Consider the following 21,054-nt stretch of genomic DNA (forward strand, 5'->3'; position numbering starts at 1 on the left):
CCCGGGACACCCCGCTCCGCACGAAGGAACGTCATGCCGCTGACCACCCCTCGCCGTTCGGCGCTCTCCGAGCAGGTCATCTCCGAGCTGCGCAACCAGATCTCCTCGGGCGAGTGGCCGGTCGGCTCGCGCATCCCCACCGAGCCCGAACTGGTCGAGCAGCTGGGCGTGGCCAGGAACACGGTCAGGGAGGCCGTGCGCGCCCTCGCGCACAACGGCCTGCTCGACATCCGGCAGGGTTCGGGCACCTACGTGGTGGCGACCAGCGAGCTGGCGGGCGTGATGCAGCGCAGGTTCGCCGACGCGGAGCCCCGGCACATCGCGGAGCTGCGCAGCACGCTGGAGTCGAGCGCGGCGAAGCTCGCCGCGGAGCGCCGCACCGAGCGCGACCTCAAGCAGCTCGACGCCCTGCTGGTGCGCCGCGAGGAGGCCTGGGCCTCCGGGGACGCGGAGGCCTTCGTGAGCGCCGACGCGACCTTCCACATGGCTGTCGTCGCCGCGTCGCACAACGACGTGATGACGGCGCTCTACGCGGACCTGGGCGAGGTCCTGCGGGACTGGCTGCGCGAGGACATCGGCAAGGACCTGACCCCCGAGTCGCACATGGACCACGCCCGGCTCGTCGAGGCGATCCGGGCGCAGGACGCGGAGGCGGCCGAAACCGAGGCGGCGGGCTACCCGTTCATGTGCCGCCCGGAGCGGTTCACCGAGGCCCGCGGCCGGGCGTGACGCTCACTTCTCGTGGCTGACCCAGGCCGAGCGGACCTCTTTCCAGCACCGGCCGGTCAGCCGCACGGTCTGGGCGGGCCCCGCCTCGACGGGGGCGTCGTCGACGTCGATGTCCCACCACCGGTCGCACTCGACGTGCAGGCGGACCCGGTCGGTCTCGGGGTAGGGGTTGTGGCAGCGCGCCACCACCCGGGAGCCGACGACGTCGGTGCGGCACTCCGAGCCGAACGGCCGGTCCTCCTCCGTCACGCGCGCTCGGGGGGATTCCTGGGACACGCCCGCCACGCGCGCGTGCGGGGCCTCCTGCGGCACGCCGCTCGGGGCGACGACCACAAGAGCGAGACCGACGAGCACCGCACCGGTAGGACGCACACTTCAGGGTGCGCGGCACTCCCCCTCCACCGCCCGGCCAGGGGGCCGAACGGGCGAGGCCCCGCCTCCCGCGCGGTGCGGGGAACGGGGCCTCGGGGACGTACGGAATGCCTGGTCAGGCACCCATCATGTGCACGCCGCCGTCGACGTGGATGATCTCGCCGGTGGTCTTCGGGAAGAAGTCCGAGAGCAGCGCGACGATGCCGCGGCCCGCGGGCTCCGGGTCGGCCATGTCCCACTCCAGCGGGGAGCGGGAGTTCCAGACCTCGGCCAGCTCACCGAAGCCCGGGATGGACTTGGCCGCCATGGAGCCGATCGGGCCCGCGGAGATGAGGTTGCAGCGGATGGCCTCCTTGCCCAGGTCACGGGCGAGGTAGCGGCTGGTGGCCTCCAGGGCGGCCTTGGCCGGGCCCATCCAGTCGTACTTGGGCCAGGCGTACTGCGCGTCGAAGGTGAGGCCGACGACCGAGGCGCCGTCCTCGAACAGCGGGCGGCAGGCCATGGTGAGCGACTTCAGGGAGTACGCCGAGACGTGCATCGCCGTCGAGACGTCCTCGAAGGTCGCCTCCAGGAAGTTGAAGGCGCCCTGCGGCGCGAAGCCGATGGAGTGCACAATGCCGTCGAGGCCGCCGAGCTCCTCCTTCACGACGCCGGCGAGGCCGTCCAGGTGCTCCTGGTTGGTCACGTCCAGCTCGATGACCTTGGCGGGCTTGGGGAGCTTCTTGGCGATGCGCTCGGTGAGCGTGGGCCGCGGGAACGCGGTCAGGATGACCTCGGCGCCCTGCTCCTGGGCCACCTTGGCCGCGTGGAAGGCGATGGAGGCCTCCGTCAGCACACCGGTGACGAGGATGCGCTTGCCGTCGAGAATTCCGCTCATGGTGATCAGTGACCCATGCCCAATCCGCCGTCAACGGGGATGACGGCTCCAGTGATGTACGAGGCGTCGTCGGACGCGAGGAACTTCACCGCGGCGGCGATCTCCTCGGGCTGCGCGTACCGGCCGAGCGGCACCTGGGAGACGATGTTCCCGCGCTGCTCGTCCGAAAGCGCCTTGGTCATGTCGGTGTCGACAAAACCGGGGGCGACGACGTTGAAGGTGAGGTTGCGCGAACCGAGCTCACGGGCGAGCGAGCGCGCGAAACCGACCAGACCGGCCTTGGAGGCGGCGTAGTTCGCCTGCCCCGGGGACCCCATGAGCCCCACGACCGAGGAGATCAGCACGACGCGGCCCTTCCTGGCCCGCAGCATGCCGCGGTTGGCGCGCTTGACGACACGGAAGGTGCCGGTGAGGTTGGTCTCCAGGACGGACGTGAAGTCCTCCTCGGACATCCGCATCAGGAGCTGGTCCTTGGTGATGCCCGCGTTGGCGACGAGGACCTCGACGGGACCGTGCTTGTCCTCGATCTCCTTGTAGGCCTGCTCCACCTGCTCGGCGTCGGTGATGTCGCACTTGACGGCGAGGACCCCGGCGTCGGCGAGTGCCTGCGGCGGCTCACCCGAGCGGTAGGTGATCGCGACCTTGTCGCCGGCGTCGGCGAAGGCGCGGGCGATGGCGAGGCCGATGCCCCGGTTTCCTCCGGTGACGAGAACCGAGCGGCTCAACGGATCACCCTTTCGATAGCGGTCTGGTACCTCGAAAACCTATCGGTACCTTCCGCGATACGGAGAATCGGCGACCGACAGTGGCGCGGAGGACTCGCTGTCGGGTCCCTACAGAAAGGCCGCGCGGAAGGGCTGGCACCGAGACCGTCGCTCGCGACATGATCGGGCCTGACCGTGCCGACAGCAGGGAGACATCCGTGCCTCATTCCATCGATGAAGCCTTCACGGCGCTGCCGCTGCGGGCTCTCGCCGACGCCGCGCTCGCCCGTGCGCGGGCGCTCGGCGCCGACCACGCGGACTTCCGCCTGGAACGGGTGCGCAGCGCGTCCTGGCGGCTGCGCGACGCCAAGCCGGCTGGCAGCTCGGACACGACGGACCTCGGGTACGCGGTCCGTGTGGTGCACGGCGGCACCTGGGGGTTCGCCTCGGGCGTCGATCTGACGATGGACGCGGCGGCGCGCGTGGCCTCCCAGGCCGTCGCGATGGCGAAGCTGTCCGCGCAGGTCATCAAGGCGGCCGGGTCCGACGAGCTCGTGGAGCTCGCGCCGGAGCCGGTGCACGCGGACAAGACGTGGATCTCCTCGTACGAGATCGATCCGTTCTCCGTGCCGGACGAGGAGAAGGCGGGGCTGCTCGCCGACTGGAGCGCGCGGCTGCTGGCCGCCGACGGCGTCGCGCACGTCGACGCCTCACTGCTCACCGTCCACGAGAACAAGTTCTACGCGGACACGGCGGGGACGACGACCACCCAGCAGCGGGTCCGCCTGCACCCCCAGCTGACCGCCGTCGCCGTCGACGGGTCGAGCGGTGAGTTCGACTCCATGCGCACCATCGCACCGCCGGCCGGGCGGGGCTGGGAGTACCTCACGGGGACCGGCTGGGACTGGGATTCCGAGCTCGATCGGATCCCCGAGCAATTGGCCGAGAAGATGCGGGCGCCGAGCGTCCGGGCGGGCTCGTACGACCTCGTGGTCGACCCGTCGAACCTCTGGCTGACCATCCACGAGTCCATCGGCCACGCCACCGAGCTGGACCGCGCGCTCGGCTACGAGGCGGCGTACGCGGGCACGTCGTTCGCCACCTTCGACCAGCTCGGCAAGCTCGCGTACGGCTCCTCCCTGATGAACGTCACGGGCGACCGCACCGCCGAGCACGGGCTCGCCACCATCGGGTACGACGACGAGGGCGTGGCCGCGCAGTCCTGGGACCTGGTCAAGGACGGCACCCTGGTCGGCTACCAGCTGGACCGGCGCATCGCGAAGCTCACCGGCTTCGAGCGGTCCAACGGCTGCGCCTACGCGGACTCCCCCGGCCATGTGCCGGTGCAGCGCATGGCGAACGTGTCGCTGCAACCGGACCCGGGCGGCCTCTCCACCGAGGACCTGATCGCGGGCGTCGACCGCGGCATCTACGTCGTCGGGGACCGGTCCTGGTCCATCGACATGCAGCGCTACAACTTCCAGTTCACCGGGCAGCGCTTCTACCGGATCGAGAACGGCCGGCTCACCGGTCAGCTGCGCGACGTCGCCTACCAGGCGACGACCACCGACTTCTGGGGCTCCATGGCCGCGGTCGGCGGCCCGCAGACGTACGTCCTGGGCGGCGCCTTCAACTGCGGAAAGGCCCAGCCGGGCCAGGTCGCCGCGGTCTCGCACGGCTGCCCGTCCGCCCTGTTCCGGGGCGTGAACATTCTGAACACCACGCAGGAGGCCGGTCGATGAGCCGCAGCGCCACCAAGCCGCACGAGATCGTCGAGCGCGCCCTCGACCTGTCCACCGCCGACGGCTGCGTCGTGATCGCCGACGAGGAGTCGACGGCGAACCTGCGCTGGGCGGGCAATGCCCTGACCACCAACGGCGTCACCCGCGGCCGCACCCTCACCGTCATCGCGACCGTCGACGGCAAGGAGGGCACCGCCTCCGGCGTGGTCTCGCGCTCGGCCGTCACCGCGGACGACCTGGAGCCGCTGGTGCGGGCCGCCGAGGAGGCCGCGCGCGGTGCGGGGCCCGCCGAGGACGCGCAGCCGCTGGTGTCCGGCACCCCGGCCTCCCCCGACTTCACGGAGGCCCCCGTGGAGACGTCCTCCGCGGTCTTCGCGGAGTTCGCCCCGGCGCTCGGCGAGGCGTTCGCGCGGGCCCGCGCGGGCGGCCGTGAACTGTACGGCTTCGCCAACCACGAGTTCGTGACCAGCTACCTCGGCACGTCGACGGGGCTGCGCCTGCGGCACGACCAGCCCAACGGCACCCTCGAACTCAACGCCAAGTCCCCCGACCGCACCAAGTCGGCGTGGGCGGGGCGGGCCACCCGTGACTTCAAGGACGTCGACCCGGCGGCCCTGGACGCGGAGCTCGCGCAGCGCCTGGACTGGGCCCGGCGGCGCGTCGAGCTGCCCGCCGGGCGGTACGAGACGCTGCTGCCGCCGACCGCCGTCGCGGACCTGCTGATCTACCAGCTGTGGTCGTCGTCGGCCCGCGACGCCGCCGAGGGCCGCACGGTGTTCTCCAAGCCGGGCGGCGCGACCCGGCTCGGCGAGAAGCTCGCCGAGCTGCCGCTGACGCTGCGCAGCGACCCGCACGAGCCGGGCCTGGAGTCGGCGCCGTTCGTGCTCGCGCACGCCTCCGGCGGTGACTCGTCGGTGTTCGACAACGGCCTGCCGGTCGGCCCCACCGACTGGATCCGCGACGGTGAGCTCGCTCACCTGGCGACCACCCGGCACAGCGCGGCCCTGACCGGGCTCCCGGTCACGCCGGCCATCGACAACCTCGTCCTGGACGGCGGCGGCGAGCGCTCCCTGGACGAGATGGTCGCGGCCACCGGGCGCGGGCTGCTGCTGACCTGCCTCTGGTACATCCGCGAGGTCGACCCGGCGACGCTGCTGCTCACCGGGCTGACCAGGGACGGCGTCTATCTGGTCGAGAACGGCGAGGTCGTCGGCGAGGTGAACAACTTCCGGTTCAACGAGTCGCCGGTGGGCCTCCTCGGCAGGGCCACCGAGGCGGGCCGTACGGAGAAGACGCTGCCGCGCGAGTGGGGCGACTACTTCACGCGGGCCGCGATGCCCGCGCTGCGCGTCCCGGATTTCAATATGAGTTCGGTCAGCCAGGGCGTATAACCTCGGACCGTGCACGTCAGTGCACCCCATCAGCACACCCAAGGAGACGCGAGACCCGTGACGGACATCGTCGACGAGCTGAAGTGGCGTGGGCTGTTCGCCCTGTCCACCGATGAAGACGCACTGCGCAAGGCGCTCGCGGACGGTCCCGTCACGTTCTATTGCGGCTTCGACCCGACCGCGGCGAGCCTGCACGTCGGGCACCTGGTCCAGGTCCTCACCATCCGCCGGCTCCAGCAGGCGGGGCACCGTCCGCTGGCGCTGGTGGGCGGGGCCACGGGCCAGATCGGCGACCCGCGGCCGACCGCGGAGCGCACCCTGAACGACCCGGAGACGGTCGCGAACTGGGTGGCCCGGCTGCGCTCGCAGATCGAGCCGTTCCTCTCCTTCGAGGGCGACAACGCCGCGCGGATGGTCAACAACCTCGACTGGACCGCGGGCCTGTCCGCGATCGAGTTCCTGCGCGACATCGGCAAGCACTTCCGGGTCAACAAGATGCTCACCAAGGACTCGGTCGCCCGGCGTCTGGAGTCCCAGGAGGGCATCTCCTACACGGAGTTCAGCTACCAGCTCCTGCAGGGCATGGACTTCCTTGAGCTGTACCGCCGCCACGGCTGCGCGCTGCAGACCGGCGGCAGCGACCAGTGGGGCAACCTCACGGCGGGCATCGACCTGATCCACCGCCTGGAGCCGGACGCCACGGTGCACGCCATGGGCACGCCCCTGATGGTCAAGGCGGACGGCACCAAGTTCGGCAAGACCGAGGGCGGCGCCGTCTGGCTCGACCCCGAGATGACGACGCCGTACGCGTTCTACCAGTTCTGGCTGAACGTGGACGACCGCGACATCTCGACGTACATGCGCATCCTGAGCTTCCGGTCCCGTGAGGAGCTGGAGGAGATCGAGAAGCAGACCGAGGAACGGCCGCAGGCGCGCGCCGCGCAGCGCGCGCTCGCCGAGGAGCTGACCACGCTGGTGCACGGCGCGGACCAGTGCGCCGCGGTGATCGCCGCGTCCAAGGCGCTGTTCGGGCAGGGCGACCTCGCCGAGCTGGACGAGGCGACGCTGGGCGCGGCCCTCTCCGAGCTGCCGCGCGTCGAGGTCGCCGAGCTCGGCCCCGTCGTGGACCTGCTCGCCGAGGTCGGCCTGGTGGCGAGCAAGTCCGCCGCCCGGCGCACGGTGAAGGAGGGCGGTGCGTACGTGAACAACGTCAAGGTCGCCGCCGAGGACGCCGTGCCGGCCCGCGAGGACCTGCTGCACGGGCGCTGGCTGGTGCTGCGCCGGGGCAAGAAGAACCTCGCCGCGGTCGAGGTCACGGCGGGCTGACCCCGCCCGCGCCACGACACCGCGAGAGGGGCCGGTCCGCACGGACCGGCCCCTCTTCGTGCGCCGCGCGGGTGCGCGCTACGCCGCCGGGGCGTGCGTCACGCCGACTGTCTGTTGCCCTTGATCGCCTTGTAGGCCATGTCACCGATGGCGACGATGACGACCGCCGCCACGATCTGCAGCGCGTGCCGGCCCCAGTCGATGCCCTTGGTCTCGTCGATGCCGAACGCCGCGGCCAGCGAGTTGCCCACGATCGCTCCGATGATGCCGAACACCGTGGTCAGCCAGAGCGGACTGTGCTGCTTCCCGGGCAGGATCGCCTTGGCAATCAGGCCCAGCACGAAACCCACGATGATCGCCCACAACCAGCCCATAGCTGCCTCCTCATACGGCTCCACATGAGCGTTACGGTCAGTGTCGACCTGTCCGCCATACGGCGCATGTCGGGCGCCCCCATACGTGGCACGGCGCAGGAAGGGCACCGAGGTCGGACCTGCCCCGGTCTCGTAGGCGGCGCAGCCCCGGCGTAACGTGGAACAGGTCGGACCGGGGCAGATACCAGGAGAGTCCGGCACAGCGGACAGGGTGGTGAAACGTGATGCGGAAGCAGAGCAGCGGCCAGGTCTTCCGGATCACGGGGGCCCGGCAGGGTCTCGCCGACGACGTGCGCGGCCGGCAGCGCCGGTACGTGATCTCGATGTCGGTGCGGACCGTGTCCGTCGTGGCCGCGGCCGTGCTGTGGAACGTCGAACGGCACGTCGCCCTCGTCGCTCTGGTGCTCGGGGTCCTCCTGCCGTACATCTCGGTGGTGATCGCCAACGCCGGACGGGAGAACGCACCGTCGCTCCCGTCGACGTTCGTACCCGCTCCTTCTCGGCCAATGCTCGCGCCGCCCGCTCCGGCCGGTGCGGCGGAATCCGTCCCGGAAGATCCCCTGGGGTCCTCGTACGACCAGCGGCGGGGCGGATCGCGGTAGCGGAGGCGACCGTCGACGTTCCGCCAAGCTCAAGAAAACCTCAGATCAATCATGTAGTTCCGGTGCCAGCGACCGGGTCCCCCATGACATACTTCGTACGCGCTCCGCATCCCCCGTCGGAGCGACAGACCGACGCCGGGCAGCTCCCCCCGTGGCTGCTCGGCGTCGCCTTGTTTTGAGGGCGCCGGTGCGCCCCTGCGACGACATGTGGACGCTGGGACGCGACTGTGAGTGACGAGAAGCCGATCTGTTCCGCCAAGGGCTGCCGCGTCGACGCGGTCTGGGTGCTCGCCTGGAACAACCCGAAGATCCACACCCCGGAGCGCCGCAAGACGTGGCTCGCGTGCGACGAGCACCGCGAGCACCTCTCCCAGTTCCTCGGCGTACGCGGCATGCTCAAGGAAGTCGTGACGCTGACCGAGTGGGAGTCCCGGGGCGACGACCAGAACCCCTCCTCGTAGGGCCCGTCGGAGCCTTCCGGCCAGGCGGGGCCTGCACCACGAAGCTCAGGAAAACCTCAGATCAATCACGAAGTTCCGGTGCCGGGTTCTTGCCGGAGCGGGGCCCTTTCGTCATGGCCGGTGGAGACCGGCCGTGACCAGGGAACCGTACAGCGCGCCGCGCCGTGCGGGCAGGCTAACCGCCGATCGCCGACATCGGGCGGTCCGGCTGGAGGAAGGACGGGTCGTCCAGGCCCGAGCCCGCCTTCTTGCCCCACATCGCGAGCTTCCAGATGCGGGCGATGGCCTCGTCCGAGCCGTCCGTGGTGTCCTCGGGGGCCGCGCGCAGCGCCCCGCGCAGGTCGGTCTCCTCGGTGGCGAACAGGCACGTGCGCACCTGGCCGTCGGCCGTCAGCCGGGTGCGGTCGCAGGCCGAGCAGAACGGGCGGGTGACGGAGGCGATGACGCCGACGCGGTGCGGGCCGCCGTCGACGATCCAGCGCTCGGCGGGGGCCGAGCCGCGCTCCCCGGAGCCCTCCTCGGTGAGCTCGAAGCGGGTCCGCAGGGACTGCAGGATGTCACCGGCGGTGATCATTCCGTCGCGCTTCCAGCCGTGCTGGGCGTCCAGCGGCATCTGCTCGATGAAGCGCAGTTCGTAGTCGTTCTCCACGGCCCAGGCCAGCAGGTCGGGGGCCTCGTCGTCGTTCAGCCCCGGCATCAGGACCGTGTTGACCTTGACCGGGGTCAGGCCCGCGTCGCGCGCGGCTTCGAGGCCTTCGAGGACGTCCTTGTGGCGGTCGCGGCGGGTGAGGGTCTTGAAGACGTCGGGGCGCAGGGTGTCCAGGGAGACGTTGACCCGGTCCAGGCCCGCGGCCTTGAGGGCCTTGGCGGTGCGCTTGAGGCCGATGCCGTTCGTCGTCAGGGACATCTTGGGGCGCGGCTCCAGCTGGGCACAGCGCTCGACGATTCCGACGAGGCCGGGGCGCAACAGCGGCTCGCCCCCGGTGAAGCGGACCTCGGTGACGCCCAGCTGGGTGACGGCGATCCGGACGAGCCGGACGATCTCGTCGTCGGTGAGCAGATCGGGCTTGGCCAGCCATTGCAGGCCCTCTTCGGGCATGCAGTACGTACAGCGGAGATTGCAGCGGTCTGTCAGTGACACGCGCAGGTCAGTGGCTACGCGGCCATAGGTGTCGATGAGCACTGCGGCCCCCTCCCCGGCGGTTGGATGTTGGCGGGTCCCACTGGTTCCGACCTTACGTGACACCTCTGACAACGCCATGGGCCATTTGACACGAGGTACGGCGCGGCCGCGTCGTAGGACTCTACGACGCGGCCGCTACAGGCGTGTGAACGAGCGCTGCTCAGTGGGCTCCGACGCCGGTGAGGGACTTGACCTCCAGCTCGGCGTACTTGCCCTTGTCGGGCTCCTCCTTGGAGAGGATCGAGCCGAGCCAGCCGAGCAGGAAGCCCAGCGGGATGGAGATCAGGCCCGGGTTCTCCAGCGGGAAGAAGTCGAAGTCCGCGCCGGGGAACATCGAGGTGGGCTTGCCGGAGACGACCGGCGAGAACAGCACGAGGCCGACGGCCGCGATCAGGCCGCCGTAGATCGACCAGAGCGCTCCCTGGGTGGTGAACCGCTTCCAGAAGAGGCTGTAGAGGATCGTCGGCAGGTTGGCGGAGGCCGCGACGGCGAAGGCGAGGGCCACCAGGCCCGCCACGTTCAGGTCGCGGGCCAGGGCGCCGAGCGCGATGGAGACGATGCCGATGAACACGGTCGCCCAGCGGGCCGCCTTCATCTCCTCCTTCTCGGTGGCCTTGCCCTTGCGGATGACGTTCGCGTAGATGTCGTGCGCGAACGAGGACGACGAGGCCAGGGTGAGGCCCGCGACGACCGCGAGGATCGTGGCGAAGGCGACCGCGGAGATCACCGCGAGCAGGATCGCGCCGCCGGTGGAGTCGCCACCGCCGCCGATCTCCAGGGCGGCGAGCGGCGCGGCCGTGTTGCCGGCCTTGTTGGAGGCGATGATGTCGCCGGGCTTGAGCAGGGCGGCGGCGCCGAAGCCGAGCACGATGGTCATCAGGTAGAAGGCACCGATGATGCCGATGGCCCAGTTCACGGACTTACGGGCGGCCTTGGCCGTGGGCACCGTGTAGAAGCGGATCAGGATGTGCGGCAGGCCCGCGGTGCCGAGGACCAGGGCGATGCCGAGCGAGATGAAGTCCAGCTTCGAGGTGCCGGTGGCGCCGTACTTGAGGCCGGGCTCCAGGAACGCCGAGCCCTTGCCGCTGTTGGAGGCGGCGGTGCCGAGCAGGTCGGAGACGTTGAAGTTGAACTTCAGCAGGATCAGGAAGGTGATGAGGACCGTGCCCGCGATGAGCAGGACGGCCTTGACCATCTGCACCCAGGTGGTGCCCTTCATGCCGCCGATGGTGACGTAGACGATCATCAGGACGCCGACGAGGGCGACGATGAGGACCTTGCCCGCGTCGGAGGTGATGCCGAGCAGCAGCGAGACCAGGACGCCGGCGCCCGCCATCTGCGCGAGCAGGTAGAAGATCGAGACGACGATGGTGGAGGTGCCCGCGGCGGTGCGGACCGGGCGCTGGCGCATGCGGTACGCGAGGACGTCGCCCATCGTGTACCGGCCGGAGTTGCGCAGCGGCTCGGCGACCAGGAGCAGCGCCACCAGCCAGGCGACCAGGAAGCCGATGGAGTAGAGGAAGCCGTCGTACCCGAAGAGGGCGATGGCGCCGGCGATGCCGAGGAAGGACGCGGCGGACATGTAGTCGCCGGAGATCGCGAGGCCGTTCTGGAAGCCGGTGAACTGGCGGCCGCCCGCGTAGAAGTCGGCGGCGCTCTTGGTCTGCCGGCCGGCCCAGACGGTGATGCAGAGCGTCGCGACGACGAAGGCCGCGAAAAGGCTGATGATCAGCGTCCGGTGCTCGGAGGCGTCGGACGCCGCCGCCAGTTCGATGACGGCGGGGTGCGCGGGGCTCATGCGTCGCCCTCCGTGCGGGTCTCCATGCGGTTCTCCATGCGGGACTTGATCGCCTCGGCCTTCGGGTCGAGCTTCGCGGCGGCGTGGCGCGAGTAGAACCAGGCGATGAGGAACGTGGTCAGGAACTGCCCGAGGCCCAGTACCAGGGCGACGTTGATGTTGCCGAAGAGCTTGGTGCCCATGAAGTCGCCCGCGTAGTTGGAGAGCAGGACGTACACGAGGTACCAGGCGATGAAGGCGACGGTGAGCGGAAAGGCGAACGAGCGGTGCGCGCGGCGCAGTTCACCGAATTCCGCGCTCTCCTGCACCTCGGTGTACTCCTCCGTGGAGGGCGCGTGGGGAGCGGGTTCTGTTCCTGCGCCACCCTTCGAAGGGGGCGGTGCGTCGGTGGCCACGGAGTCTCCTCGTGGTGCGGGTGGGGTGGGGACGGACAGTTGTTCCATGGGCTCACTTGCTCTCGGATCCGGAGTGACGCGGATCACGTGGGCCACGGGTGGCGATGCTAAGGCCACGGGACGTGATCCGACAGGGGGTTGATGTTGCTTCCGTGATCTGCTCAACGTCACGGCGGCGCGCACGGCGTCGCCCAACTCCCCGGATTCTTCGGATAGTCATTGCTGGCCTGGGACTTTCCGGGTTAGCTTCACCCCGAACGGCCGTCATGTACCTGCCCGAGCACCACCCGTGTTCGGGCAGTTCCGTATGCGACTACGCGTGCGGTTCCGCTTCCGGATGTTGTGGAGAACCCATGGCTCATCTGCGTTCCAGACGTCGTACGGCACTCGCCGTGCCGCTCGGCATCGCCCTCGCCGCCTCGGTCGGCTTCGTGCCCGGCGCCGCGTCCGCGGCCCCGAACGAGTCCCCCGCCCCCGTGTCGGCGCAGGCCGCGAAGGACGCCCCCGTCTTCGCGTACGTCGTCAACACGCGTACGGACCACAAGACGATCGCGTACGTCAAGAAGGCGATAGCCCGGGCCGGCGGATCCGTCGTCGTCGCGCACGAGAAGATAGGCGTCATCGTCGCCCACTCGTCGGACGCGGACTTCGGCACGAAGATGCGCGCCGTGCGCGGCGTGCAGTCGGCGGGCGCCACCCACACCGCCCCCCTCAAGTCGGCCGCCACCACGGACGACGGCACGGCGGAGGTCCTCACCGCCGCCGAGGCCAAGGCCCTGAAGCGGAGCGCCGCGCCGGGCGCCGAGCCGATGGAGGCCGACCAGTGGGACCTGCGGGCGATCGGAGCCGACAAGGCCGCGAAGATCAACCCCGGCAGCAAGAAGGTCACCGTCGCCGTGATCGACACCGGCGTCGACGACACCCACCCCGACCTCGCCCCCAACTTCTCGCCCGGACAGTCCGCGAACTGCGCCGGCGGCAAGGCGGACACCTCGGCGGGGGCCTGGCGCCCCACCAAGAAGGAGCACTACCACGGCACGCACGTGGCGGGTGAGATCGGCGCCGCGCGCAACGGCGTCGGCGTGGCGGGCGTGGCGCCCGGCGTGAAGATCGCGGGCATCAAGGTGGCCGACCCGGTCGACGAGCTGTTCTACCCGGAGAGCGTGGTCTGCGCCTTCGTGTTCGCCGCCGACCACGGCGTGGAGATCACCAACAACAGCTACTACGTGGACCCGTGGCTGTACAACTGCAAGGACGACCCGGACCAGAAGGCGATCCTCGACGCGGTCAACCGCGCCCAGCTGTACGCCCAGAAGCGCGGCACCCTGAACATCGCCTCGGCGGGCAACTCCAACCACGACCTGGACTCGGACGCGATCGTCGACGCCTCCAGCCCGGACGACTCCACGCCGGTGTCCCGCACCATCGACCCGCACGAGTGCCTGGACGTGCCCACCCAGCTGCCGGGCGTCGTCACCACCAGCGCGACGGGCGTCAAGAACCTCAAGTCGTCGTACTCCAGCTACGGCAAGGGCGTCGTCGACGTGACGGCCCCGGGCGGCGACAAGTACCAGCTGCCGACCGACACCCCGTCGAAGAACGGCAACATCCTCTCCACGATGCCGGGCGGCGAGTACGGCTGGCTGCGCGGTACGTCGATGGCCGCCCCGCACGCCTCCGGCGTCGCCGCGCTGCTGAAGTCCACGCACCCCAAGGCGGGCCCGGCCGAGCTGCAGCGGCTCCTGAAGAAGCAGGCCGACCCGATCGCCTGCCCGGCCGAGCCGTACGACCCCGACGGTGACGGCGACGTCGACGCGGTGTGCCAGAACGGCGGCAAGGGCAAGAACGGCTTCTATGGCAGCGGGCTCGTCGACGCCCTCGACGCCGTGAAGAAGAAGTGACGGGGAGACAGAACGTGACCAGGTCCCACAGAACGGCCGCGGCCCTCGGCCGCTCCCGCAGGGCGCTCGCCCTGCCGCTCGGCGCCGCGATGGTCTCGGCCGTCGCGTTCCTGCCGGGCACGGCGGCGGCGCGGCCCGCGACGGTGCCGGACGCCCCGGCGTCGGCGTCCGCCGCGGCCGCGGCACCCATGAGCTACGTCGTGAACGTCCGCCCCGGCAAGGCGAGTTCCGTGTTCGCCGCGCGGGCCATCGCCAAGGCGGGCGGCGACGTCGTCATCGCGTACGACAGGATCGGCGTCATCGTCGTCCACTCCTCGAACCCCGACTTCGCGAAGACGATCCGCAAGGCCAAGGGCGTCCAGTCGGCGGGCGCGACCCGCACGGCGCCGCTGTCCGCGCAGTCCGACGACGCGCTCGACGCCGAGCGGCCGCTGACCGCCGCCGAGGCGAAGGCCGCGGCGGGCAGGGCGGGGGCGGGCCAGGACGAGCTGGAGCCGCTGCAGTGGGACCTGCCCGCCATGAAGGCGGACAAGGCGCACGACATCTCGCTCGGCAGCCGGGGGGTCACCGTCGGCGTGCTGGACTCCGGCGTCGACGACACGCACCCCGACATCGCGCCGAACTTCGACCGCGCCGCGTCCGCGAGCTGCCTGGGCGGCGTGCCGGTCCAGAAGGACAACGCGTGGCGTCCGGTCGCCAAGGAGAGCGACCACGGCATGCACGTGGCGGGCACGATCGCCGCCGCGAAGAACGGCACCGGGGTCACGGGCGTGGCGCCCGGCGTGAAGGTGGCGAGCCTGAAGGTGGCCGAGCCCGCGACCGGCATGTACTACACGGAGGCCGTGGTCTGCGGCTTCGTGTGGGCGGCCGACCACGGCGTCGACGTCACCAACAACAGCTATTACACCGACCCGTGGCTGTTCAACTGCACGACGGACGACGACCAGAAGGCGCTCGTCGACGCCGTCGGGCGGGCCGCGCGGTACGCGGAGCGCAAGGGCGCGGTGAACGTCGCGGCCGCGGGCAACGCGAAGACCGACCTCGCCCAGGACGAGCTCCTCGACAAGACGAGCCCCGACGACAGCACTCCGGTCCCGCGGACCGTCAAGACCAAGGACTGCCTCGACATCCCGTCGCAGCTGCCGGGCGTCGTGACGGTCTCCGCCACGGGCGCGAAGGGCCTCAAGGCGTCGTACTCGAACTACGGCAAGGGCGTCGTGGACATCACGGCGCCGGGCGGCGACTCCACGAAGTACCAGACGCCGAACCCGCCGGCCACCGACGGCAGAATCCTGTCCACGCTGCCGGACGGCAAGTTCGGCTACAAGGCCGGTACGTCGATGGCGTCCCCGCACGTCGCGGGCGTGGTCGCGCTGATCAAGTCGGCGCATCCGCACGCCTCGGCGGCGCGGATCAAGGCGCTGCTGTACCGCCAGGCGGACGCGATGGCCTGCACGGATCCGTACGACATCGACGGTGACGGCAAGGTCGACGCGGTCTGCGAGGGCGGCCGGAACGGGAACGGCTTCTACGGCGCGGGCATGGCCGACGCGCTGGACGCCGTGCGCAAGTAACACCGCGGCGCGGTGGGTGGGGCCGGGCGGCTTGGGGGCCGCCCGGCCCTTTCCCGTCCGTCCACGAGAGGATCTCGTGTCATGTACGAGTACAGAGACTCCGCGTTCGTCGTCTCCGGAACGGAGCAGTGGGTGGCCTGGCCCGCCCGGCCCCGGTGGCAGTTGGTGCTCAGATTCGTCGGCACGGTGCTGTTCATGCCGTTCTGGATCGCGCTGGGGATCGCGGTCTTCCTCGGCACGCTCGCGATCGGTCTGCTCACCGAGGTGATCGCCGCGGTGAGTTCCTCGTACGAGAAGGCCTTCGACGGGTTCATGGACCGGGCGATGGGCCGGATCACCACGCTGCCCCGCTGGTGCGTGCTCTGGGCGGAGATGCGGCACGAAGGGGACGCCGCGTACTACCGCGCGGTGGTCGACAAGCAGCTCGCCCGGTGGACGGCGCGGGCCTCGGCGCCGCGCGTGCCCAAGAAGCCGCGGCCGCCCTCCGAGTGCGAGATCTTCCGGCGCGACTACCGCGGCTGCGGCGGGCACTACGTCGTGCAGGCCGCGGCCGCGCAGGGGTGGGAACTGCGGCCCTCCACGCCGGGCGAATCGATCCGGCTCTGGTGGTCGGCGGCGTCCGACCCCGACCACGCGATGTCCAAGTGAACGGCACACGGACCGCCTGGGCCGCGCTCGGTGGGGATCCCGCGCTGCTCTCCCGTGTCTCCTCCGTCGTACGCGACGGCGCCCTGCCCGCGCGGCTGCCCGTCATCGGCCTCTCGCGCGCCTGCGTGGGCGCCTGCGCGCTGGCCGCCGCCGAACTCGCGGCGGCGCGCACCGGGCACGCGGTGCCGCGGGTGCGGGTCGACGACGGGGCCGTGGCGACCGCCTTCACCAGCGAGCGCCACCTGCTGGTGGACGGGCGCGCGCCGGTCGCCTTCGCGCCGCTGTCCCGCTTCTGGCCCACCGTCGACGGCTGGGTGCGCACGCACGCCAACTACCCGCGCCACAGGGCCGCGTTGACGGCCGCGCTGGGGCTCGCCCCGGACGAGGCGTCCGTCGACGCGGTGGCGGCCCGTCTCGCGGAGCGGTCCGCCGCCGAGGTGGAGCGGACGGTGTACGCGGCCGGGGGCCTCGCCGTGGCCCTGCGCTCCCCCGAGGAGTGGGCCGCGCATCCGCAGGGTGCCGCGGTCGCCGGGCTGCCGCTGCTGCGCCGCGGGCGGATCGGCGCCGACGGGACGGCAGGGCGGCCGCTGCCGCCGCTCACCACTGGCCCCGCACGGCCCGCCGAAGGGCTGCGCGTCCTGGACCTGACCCGGGTCATCGCGGGCCCGGTCGCCACCCGCACCCTGGCGCTGCTCGGCGCGGACGTGCTGCGCGTCGACGCGCCCGGACTGCCCGAACTCCCCGACCAGCACGCGGACACGGGCTTCGGCAAGCGGTCCACCGCGCTGGACCTCGGCGGACCGGCGGACCGGCGCGTCTTCGACGAACTCCTCGCGCGGGCCGACGTGGTCGTCACCGGCTACCGGCCGGGCGCCCTCGACCGGTTCGGCCTCCGTCCCGAGGCGCTGGCCGAGCGCGTGCCCGGCGTCGTCCTCGCCCAGTTGTCGGCGTGGGGCGACGAGGGGCCGTGGGCGGAGCGGCGCGGCTTCGACAGCCTGGTGCAGGCCGCGACGGGGATCGCGGCCGTCGAGGGGACGCCCGAGCGGCCGGGCGCGCTGCCCGCGCAGGCGCTGGACCACGGCACCGGCTATCTGCTGGCCGCGGCCGTCCTGCGGGCGCTGACCGAACGGGAGGCGCACGGCGGGACGGCGCACGTGCGGCTCGCGCTGGCGCGGACGGCGGCGTGGCTGATGAACGGGGAGGGGGACGAGGGCGGGGCCGACGTGGAACGGGCGGAGGCGTACGCGGATCCGGCCGCCTGGCTGACCGCGACGGACGGCCCGCTCGGCCGCCTCCGGCACGCGGTGACGCCGATCGCCTTCGGCGACGAGCCACTCAATTGGGCCCGCCCTCCGGGGCGTTGGGGAGCCGACCGGCCGCGGTGGCGCTGAGCCCGGACGCCGCGGCCGGGTCCTGCCGCCCGATCGGAACGGTATTGCGCCACTTGTCCCCCAGGACTTGCCCGTGGCGGGAGCCCCTGGTGAAGATCTTGTGGTGAGCACCGTACGACCGTCCGTCGAACACGGAGGCGATGCCGTGGACCGCGCACCGGTCACCGCCTCCGTCCCGCACCGTGCCCCGCGCCGCCGCCCGGCCGTGGGGCGCGCGGTGGCCGTCCTCGTCCTCGTGGCGGTCGCCGCGCTGATCCCGCTGCTCGGCCCGTCGGCGGCGCTGCGCGGCACCGGCGAGGCGCAGGCGCCCGGTACGGCCGGCATCACGGCCCTGCGCGCGGTCGTGTTCGCCGCCCTGTGCGTGCAGTTGGGCGAGGTGTTCGCCGCCCGGCTCGCCCGGCGGGTCCCCGGGGCGCCGCTGGACCGGCTGCCGCGCGGCTGGTCGGCGTACGCGGCCTGGGCGGGGTGCGTGGCCGCGCTCGGGCTCGCCGCGATCGTGGCCAACGGCAATCTGGTGCCGAGCGCGCTCGCCGACCTGGACATCGGGCGGCTGTACGACACCCGGGACGGCAGGCTCGCCCTCCTGGAGGTCAACGCCTTTCTGGCGGCCGCCCTGTGCGCCCGCTCACGGCGTCCGGCCACCGCCGCGCTGCCGCTGGCCGCGGTGGTCGTCGCGGAGGCCTTGCGGGCCCATCCCCCGGTGGAGGACTCCCCGCTCGTCGGCAGCGGTCTCACGCTGGTGCATCTGGCGTGCGGGGCGCTGTGGGCGGGCGGTCTGCTGTACGTCCTGCGGATGCTGCGGCGGTGGCGTACGTCGTCTCCGGAGGCGGGCGCCGCCGTGCTGGGGCTCTACGCGCGCGTGGCCGCCGTCCTGTTCGCCGCGATCACGGTGACGGGGACGTTCAGCACACTGCGCCGGATGCCGCCGGACACGGTCCTCGACCAGCTCACGGAGACCGCCTACGGCCGCACCCTGCTCGCCAAGGTGCTGCTCGTGGTCGTCGTCGCGGTCCTCGCGCTGCTGGCCCGCCACCGGTTGCGGCACACACGGGACCGGGTCTCGGCCTACGTCCCCGCGCGCGGGGAGGTGATCGCGCTGGGCGTCGTCGTGGTGCTCTCGGCGCTGCTCACCGCGGTGCCGGTGCCGATCCACTGGTGACCGCGTCGGGCTCGGCGGCCGGGCGCGCCCCGGTCGCCGACAGGACCCCCTTGGCCAGCAGGAACTGCGCCGCGATGTAGGTCAGCATGACGGCGAAGTCCGGCCTGGGCAGCTGCGGCCACTCGGCGACGCCGGTCGCGATGAGCGTGTCCGACAACAGGAACAGCGCGCCTCCTGCGGCCGCGGTGGGGCCGAGCGTGGTCGCCCCGAAGGCCATCGCGGTGAGCAGCAGGCTGTAGCCCGCGACGGGTCCCCGCATGTCGGCCGGCAGGTCCGGCCAGAGCAGCACCACGGTGCCGGCGAGCGCGAGGGCGTACACGGCCACGAGCCCCGCTCCCCGCGCGCGGGGTGATCCGCCGTACCGCGCGGTGTCGCCGTACCGCTTGAACAGCACGAGGTAGCAGACGTGCCCCGCCGCGAACGACCCCATCCCGGCGAGGAAGGCGAGGTCGGCGTCGAAGAGCAGGAGGGTGTCGCCGCCCCAGCCGCACAGGAGGGCGGCGATCAGCAGGCGCGGGCCGCGCAGGACGGCGACGTACGCCGCGAGCAGCGGCATCAGGAGCGGCTTGAAGAGGGCGTGGCCGGGGCCGAAGTCGGCCAGCAGCGCGAGGAGATCGCCGAGCGCGGCGGCCCCGAAGGCGCCGAGCAGCAGGCTCGGGGACGGCCACCCCGCCCTCGGGGACGAGAGCCCCCTCACGCCGCCCGCTCCGGGACCGTGGCGTCGGGGGCCCGCACGGGCTCCGTGGCGGGCTCGGGGGCCTGGGGCTGCCACCCGGGGCCGCGGAGGACGCGCCCGGCCCGCTCGCGCCAGCCGGTGGCCGCCTTGAGGTCCTTGGCGATGGCGGCGTACTCGTGGGTGGCGACGCGCAGCGGGTTGAAGGTGTCGATGTTCTTCGTGAGGCCGTACACGGGACGGTCGGTCTCGGCGACCCACGAGCCGAACATGCGGTCCCAGATGATCAGGATGCCGCCGAAGTTGCGGTCCAGGTAGCCGCCCTGGGACGCGTGGTGCACACGGTGGTGGGAGGGCGTGTTGAAGACGTACTCGAAGGGGCGGGGCAGCTTCCCGATGCGCTCGGTGTGGATCCAGAACTGGTAGACCAGATTGGCCGACGAGCAGAACGCGAGCGCCGCCGGGTGCACGCCGCAGGCGATGAGCGGCAGGTAGAACGGCCAGACCGTGAGGCTCGTCCAGGGCTGGCGCAGCGCCGTCGTGAGGTTGAACTTGCGGCTGGAGTGGTGCACGACGTGGCAGGCCCACAGGATGCGGATGACGTGGTGGCCCCGGTGCGACCAGTAGTAGAAGAAGTCCTGCGCGAGCAGCATCAGCGGGATCGTCCACCACAGGACGGGCATCCGCAGCGGCGTCAGCGCGTAGACGCCCGAGTAGATCGCGACGATCGGGATCTTCCACAGGAAGTCGAAGACGAGGCTGCCGAGCCCCATGGTGATGCTGGTGGCGGCGTCCTTGGTCTCGTACCCGGCGGCGTCCTCGTCGGGATGGATCCGGTGGCTCACGATCTCGACGACGGTGAGCAGCACGAAGGCCGGGATGGACCACAGCACGACATCGGGCAGGTTCGGGGACATGCGTGCACCGTAGAACGGCTCTTCGTCCACGACTAGGGGTTGTTACCGACAAGTATTACCGGGGGTACGGGAGCGGTTGTTGGTGATCTCCACCAAAGGCACGGGCCCAAACGCCTCAGGCGCCGACCGCGCCCAGCAGCGCACCCGCCCCGTACGTCACCGCCATCGCGAGCGCCCCGCCCAGCACATTGCGCGCCACGGCACGGCGTACGTCCGCCGCGCCCAGGCGCGCGCTGCTCCAGCCCGTGAGCGCGAGGGCGCCGAGGACGGAGACGACGGTGACCCACAGGCGCCAGCCGGCGGGCGGCAGGACGATCGCGAGCAGCGGCAGGAGAGCGCCGACGGTGAACGCGACGAAGCTGGCCCAGGCGGCGTGCCAGGGGTTGGTCAGGTCGTCCGGGTCGATGCCGAGCTCCACGCGCGCGTGGGCGCGCAGCGCGTCCCGCTCGGTGAGCTGCTCGGCGGCCTCACGGGCCACCTCCCGGCTGAGCCCACGCTCCGCCAGGAGGTCCGTCAGCTCGGCCAGTTCCGCCTCGGGCTGCTCGCGCAGCTCGCGCTTCTCCAGGGCCAGGGCGGCCTTCTCCGAGTCGCGCTGCGTGGACACGGAGACGTATTCGCCCGCGGCCATCGACATGGACCCGGCGAGGAGCCCCGCGAGGCCCGCCGTCAGCAGGGTGCCGCGGTCGCCGGTGGCGCCCGCGACGCCGACGACGAGTCCCGCGGTGGACACGATGCCGTCGTTGGCCCCCAGCACGGCGGCCCGCAGCCAGTTGAGCCGGGAGCCGAGGGCCCCGCCGTGCGCTTCGTCGTGCGTTGCTTCCGTCACCCGTGGAGCAT

The 21,054-nt window shown here is 71.7% G+C and carries 21 protein-coding genes; 11 read left to right on the forward strand and 10 right to left on the reverse strand.

The genetic code is table 11. The annotated features are described in order from the left end of the window. Positions 1 to 33: 33 nt before the first annotated feature. A complete protein-coding gene (locus AB0L89_RS35620) occupies positions 34 to 729 on the forward strand; it encodes a FadR/GntR family transcriptional regulator (protein WP_365150813.1) in 696 nt (231 codons plus the stop codon). Positions 730 to 732: 3 nt separating this feature from the next. Here AB0L89_RS35620 and AB0L89_RS35625 read toward each other — a convergent pair whose 3' ends face one another. The 3 genes from AB0L89_RS35625 to fabG all read right to left on the reverse strand — a co-directional run bounded on the left by AB0L89_RS35625 (position 733) and on the right by fabG (position 2,703). After that, a complete protein-coding gene (locus AB0L89_RS35625) occupies positions 733 to 1,014 on the reverse strand; it encodes a hypothetical protein (protein WP_365151067.1) in 282 nt (93 codons plus the stop codon). A gap of 202 nt (positions 1,015 to 1,216) precedes the next feature. After that, positions 1,217 to 1,978, reverse strand: coding sequence for an enoyl-ACP reductase FabI (gene fabI / locus AB0L89_RS35630; protein ID WP_365150816.1), 762 nt, complete (start codon positions 1,976 to 1,978; stop codon positions 1,217 to 1,219). A 5-nt stretch (positions 1,979 to 1,983) separates the two neighbouring features. Continuing rightward, positions 1,984 to 2,703, reverse strand: coding sequence for a 3-oxoacyl-[acyl-carrier-protein] reductase (gene fabG / locus AB0L89_RS35635; RefSeq protein WP_365150819.1), 720 nt, complete (start codon positions 2,701 to 2,703; stop codon positions 1,984 to 1,986). A 197-nt stretch (positions 2,704 to 2,900) separates the two neighbouring features. Here fabG and AB0L89_RS35640 point away from each other — a divergent pair, with 197 nt between their 5' ends. From AB0L89_RS35640 to tyrS, 3 genes are read left to right on the forward strand one after another with little or no spacing between them, the layout of a single operon-like run. Further along, the gene (locus tag AB0L89_RS35640) at positions 2,901 to 4,424 is read left to right on the forward strand and encodes a TldD/PmbA family protein (protein ID WP_365150822.1); all 1,524 of its coding nucleotides are present in this window, start codon (positions 2,901 to 2,903) and stop codon (positions 4,422 to 4,424) included. Next, complete coding sequence (locus AB0L89_RS35645) at positions 4,421 to 5,815, forward strand: metallopeptidase TldD-related protein (protein ID WP_365150825.1); 1,395 nt, start codon at positions 4,421 to 4,423, stop codon at positions 5,813 to 5,815. The genes AB0L89_RS35640 and AB0L89_RS35645 overlap by 4 nt, the downstream gene beginning before the upstream one ends. A 57-nt stretch (positions 5,816 to 5,872) precedes the next feature. Continuing rightward, positions 5,873 to 7,141: a tyrosine--tRNA ligase gene (gene tyrS, locus AB0L89_RS35650; RefSeq protein WP_365150827.1), complete on the forward strand. Its 1,269-nt coding sequence runs from the start codon at positions 5,873 to 5,875 to the stop codon at positions 7,139 to 7,141. 98 nt (positions 7,142 to 7,239) lie between these two features. On the opposite strand, the gene AB0L89_RS35655 is transcribed toward tyrS, so the two are convergent. Next, on the reverse strand, positions 7,240 to 7,515 hold the full coding sequence (locus AB0L89_RS35655; RefSeq protein WP_365150830.1) for a GlsB/YeaQ/YmgE family stress response membrane protein: 276 nt from the start codon (positions 7,513 to 7,515) through the stop codon (positions 7,240 to 7,242). A 224-nt stretch (positions 7,516 to 7,739) separates the two neighbouring features. Here AB0L89_RS35655 and AB0L89_RS35660 point away from each other — a divergent pair, with 224 nt between their 5' ends. Then, a complete protein-coding gene (locus AB0L89_RS35660) occupies positions 7,740 to 8,117 on the forward strand; it encodes a DUF3099 domain-containing protein (protein WP_365150833.1) in 378 nt (125 codons plus the stop codon). A gap of 227 nt (positions 8,118 to 8,344) precedes the next feature. Continuing rightward, complete coding sequence (locus AB0L89_RS35665; RefSeq protein WP_365150836.1) at positions 8,345 to 8,578, forward strand: hypothetical protein; 234 nt, start codon at positions 8,345 to 8,347, stop codon at positions 8,576 to 8,578. Between the two features lie 175 nt (positions 8,579 to 8,753). Here the strand turns inward: AB0L89_RS35665 and moaA are convergent, their stop codons facing one another. The 3 genes from moaA to AB0L89_RS35680 form a co-directional block, all read right to left on the reverse strand. Then, positions 8,754 to 9,761: a GTP 3',8-cyclase MoaA gene (gene moaA / locus AB0L89_RS35670; protein ID WP_365150839.1), complete on the reverse strand. Its 1,008-nt coding sequence runs from the start codon at positions 9,759 to 9,761 to the stop codon at positions 8,754 to 8,756. Between the two features lie 160 nt (positions 9,762 to 9,921). Then, positions 9,922 to 11,559, reverse strand: coding sequence for a cation acetate symporter (locus AB0L89_RS35675; RefSeq protein WP_365150842.1), 1,638 nt, complete (start codon positions 11,557 to 11,559; stop codon positions 9,922 to 9,924). Beyond that, positions 11,556 to 11,954: a DUF485 domain-containing protein gene (locus AB0L89_RS35680; protein ID WP_365150845.1), complete on the reverse strand. Its 399-nt coding sequence runs from the start codon at positions 11,952 to 11,954 to the stop codon at positions 11,556 to 11,558. Before AB0L89_RS35680 ends, AB0L89_RS35675 begins: the two co-directional genes overlap by 4 nt. Positions 11,955 to 12,307: 353 nt before the next feature. On the opposite strand from AB0L89_RS35680, the gene AB0L89_RS35685 reads away from it, so the two are divergent. The 5 genes from AB0L89_RS35685 to AB0L89_RS35705 all read left to right on the forward strand — a co-directional run bounded on the left by AB0L89_RS35685 (position 12,308) and on the right by AB0L89_RS35705 (position 18,627). Next, entirely contained in the window at positions 12,308 to 13,855 is a 1,548-nt protein-coding gene (locus AB0L89_RS35685; RefSeq protein WP_365150848.1) for a S8 family serine peptidase, read from the forward strand. 89 nt (positions 13,856 to 13,944) lie between these two features. Next, the gene (locus tag AB0L89_RS35690) at positions 13,945 to 15,429 is read left to right on the forward strand and encodes a S8 family serine peptidase (protein WP_365151070.1); all 1,485 of its coding nucleotides are present in this window, start codon (positions 13,945 to 13,947) and stop codon (positions 15,427 to 15,429) included. An 81-nt stretch (positions 15,430 to 15,510) separates the two neighbouring features. Next, a complete protein-coding gene (locus tag AB0L89_RS35695; protein WP_365150851.1) occupies positions 15,511 to 16,077 on the forward strand; it encodes a hypothetical protein in 567 nt (188 codons plus the stop codon). Then, a complete protein-coding gene (locus tag AB0L89_RS35700; RefSeq protein ID WP_365150854.1) occupies positions 16,074 to 17,468 on the forward strand; it encodes a CoA transferase in 1,395 nt (464 codons plus the stop codon). Before AB0L89_RS35695 ends, AB0L89_RS35700 begins: the two co-directional genes overlap by 4 nt. 205 nt (positions 17,469 to 17,673) lie before the next feature. Then, positions 17,674 to 18,627, forward strand: coding sequence for a CopD family protein (locus AB0L89_RS35705; protein ID WP_365151073.1), 954 nt, complete (start codon positions 17,674 to 17,676; stop codon positions 18,625 to 18,627). On the opposite strand, the gene AB0L89_RS35710 is transcribed toward AB0L89_RS35705, so the two are convergent. From AB0L89_RS35710 to AB0L89_RS35720, 3 genes are all read right to left on the reverse strand, one after another. After that, positions 18,596 to 19,324, reverse strand: coding sequence for a lysoplasmalogenase (locus AB0L89_RS35710; RefSeq protein ID WP_365150857.1), 729 nt, complete (start codon positions 19,322 to 19,324; stop codon positions 18,596 to 18,598). The two genes, AB0L89_RS35705 and AB0L89_RS35710, sit on opposite strands and share 32 nt — an antisense overlap. Then, positions 19,321 to 20,217: a sterol desaturase family protein gene (locus tag AB0L89_RS35715; protein WP_365150860.1), complete on the reverse strand. Its 897-nt coding sequence runs from the start codon at positions 20,215 to 20,217 to the stop codon at positions 19,321 to 19,323. Before AB0L89_RS35715 ends, AB0L89_RS35710 begins: the two co-directional genes overlap by 4 nt. Before the next feature lie 115 nt (positions 20,218 to 20,332). Then, positions 20,333 to 21,043, reverse strand: a complete 711-nt coding sequence (locus tag AB0L89_RS35720; RefSeq protein ID WP_365150863.1) for a VIT family protein — start codon at positions 21,041 to 21,043, stop codon at positions 20,333 to 20,335. Positions 21,044 to 21,054 lie beyond the last annotated feature (11 nt).

The organism is Streptomyces sp. NPDC052114, assembly GCF_040680155.1.
In the GTDB taxonomy this organism is placed as follows: domain Bacteria; phylum Actinomycetota; class Actinomycetes; order Streptomycetales; family Streptomycetaceae; genus Streptomyces.

Excerpts from the sequence above, each read along its gene's own strand:
- AB0L89_RS35620 (WP_365150813.1), top strand. The coding sequence starts at position 34 with ATGCCGCTGACCACCCCTCGCCGTTCGGCGCTCTCCGAGCAGGTCATC.
- fabI (WP_365150816.1), bottom strand. The coding sequence starts at position 1,978 with ATGAGCGGAATTCTCGACGGCAAGCGCATCCTCGTCACCGGTGTGCTG.
- AB0L89_RS35645 (WP_365150825.1), top strand. The coding sequence starts at position 4,421 with ATGAGCCGCAGCGCCACCAAGCCGCACGAGATCGTCGAGCGCGCCCTC.
- AB0L89_RS35655 (WP_365150830.1), bottom strand. The coding sequence starts at position 7,515 with ATGGGCTGGTTGTGGGCGATCATCGTGGGTTTCGTGCTGGGCCTGATT.
- AB0L89_RS35660 (WP_365150833.1), top strand. The coding sequence starts at position 7,740 with ATGCGGAAGCAGAGCAGCGGCCAGGTCTTCCGGATCACGGGGGCCCGG.
- AB0L89_RS35675 (WP_365150842.1), bottom strand. The coding sequence starts at position 11,559 with ATGAGCCCCGCGCACCCCGCCGTCATCGAACTGGCGGCGGCGTCCGAC.
- AB0L89_RS35685 (WP_365150848.1), top strand. The coding sequence starts at position 12,308 with ATGGCTCATCTGCGTTCCAGACGTCGTACGGCACTCGCCGTGCCGCTC.
- AB0L89_RS35690 (WP_365151070.1), top strand. The coding sequence starts at position 13,945 with ATGGTCTCGGCCGTCGCGTTCCTGCCGGGCACGGCGGCGGCGCGGCCC.
- AB0L89_RS35695 (WP_365150851.1), top strand. The coding sequence starts at position 15,511 with ATGTACGAGTACAGAGACTCCGCGTTCGTCGTCTCCGGAACGGAGCAG.
- AB0L89_RS35715 (WP_365150860.1), bottom strand. The coding sequence starts at position 20,217 with ATGTCCCCGAACCTGCCCGATGTCGTGCTGTGGTCCATCCCGGCCTTC.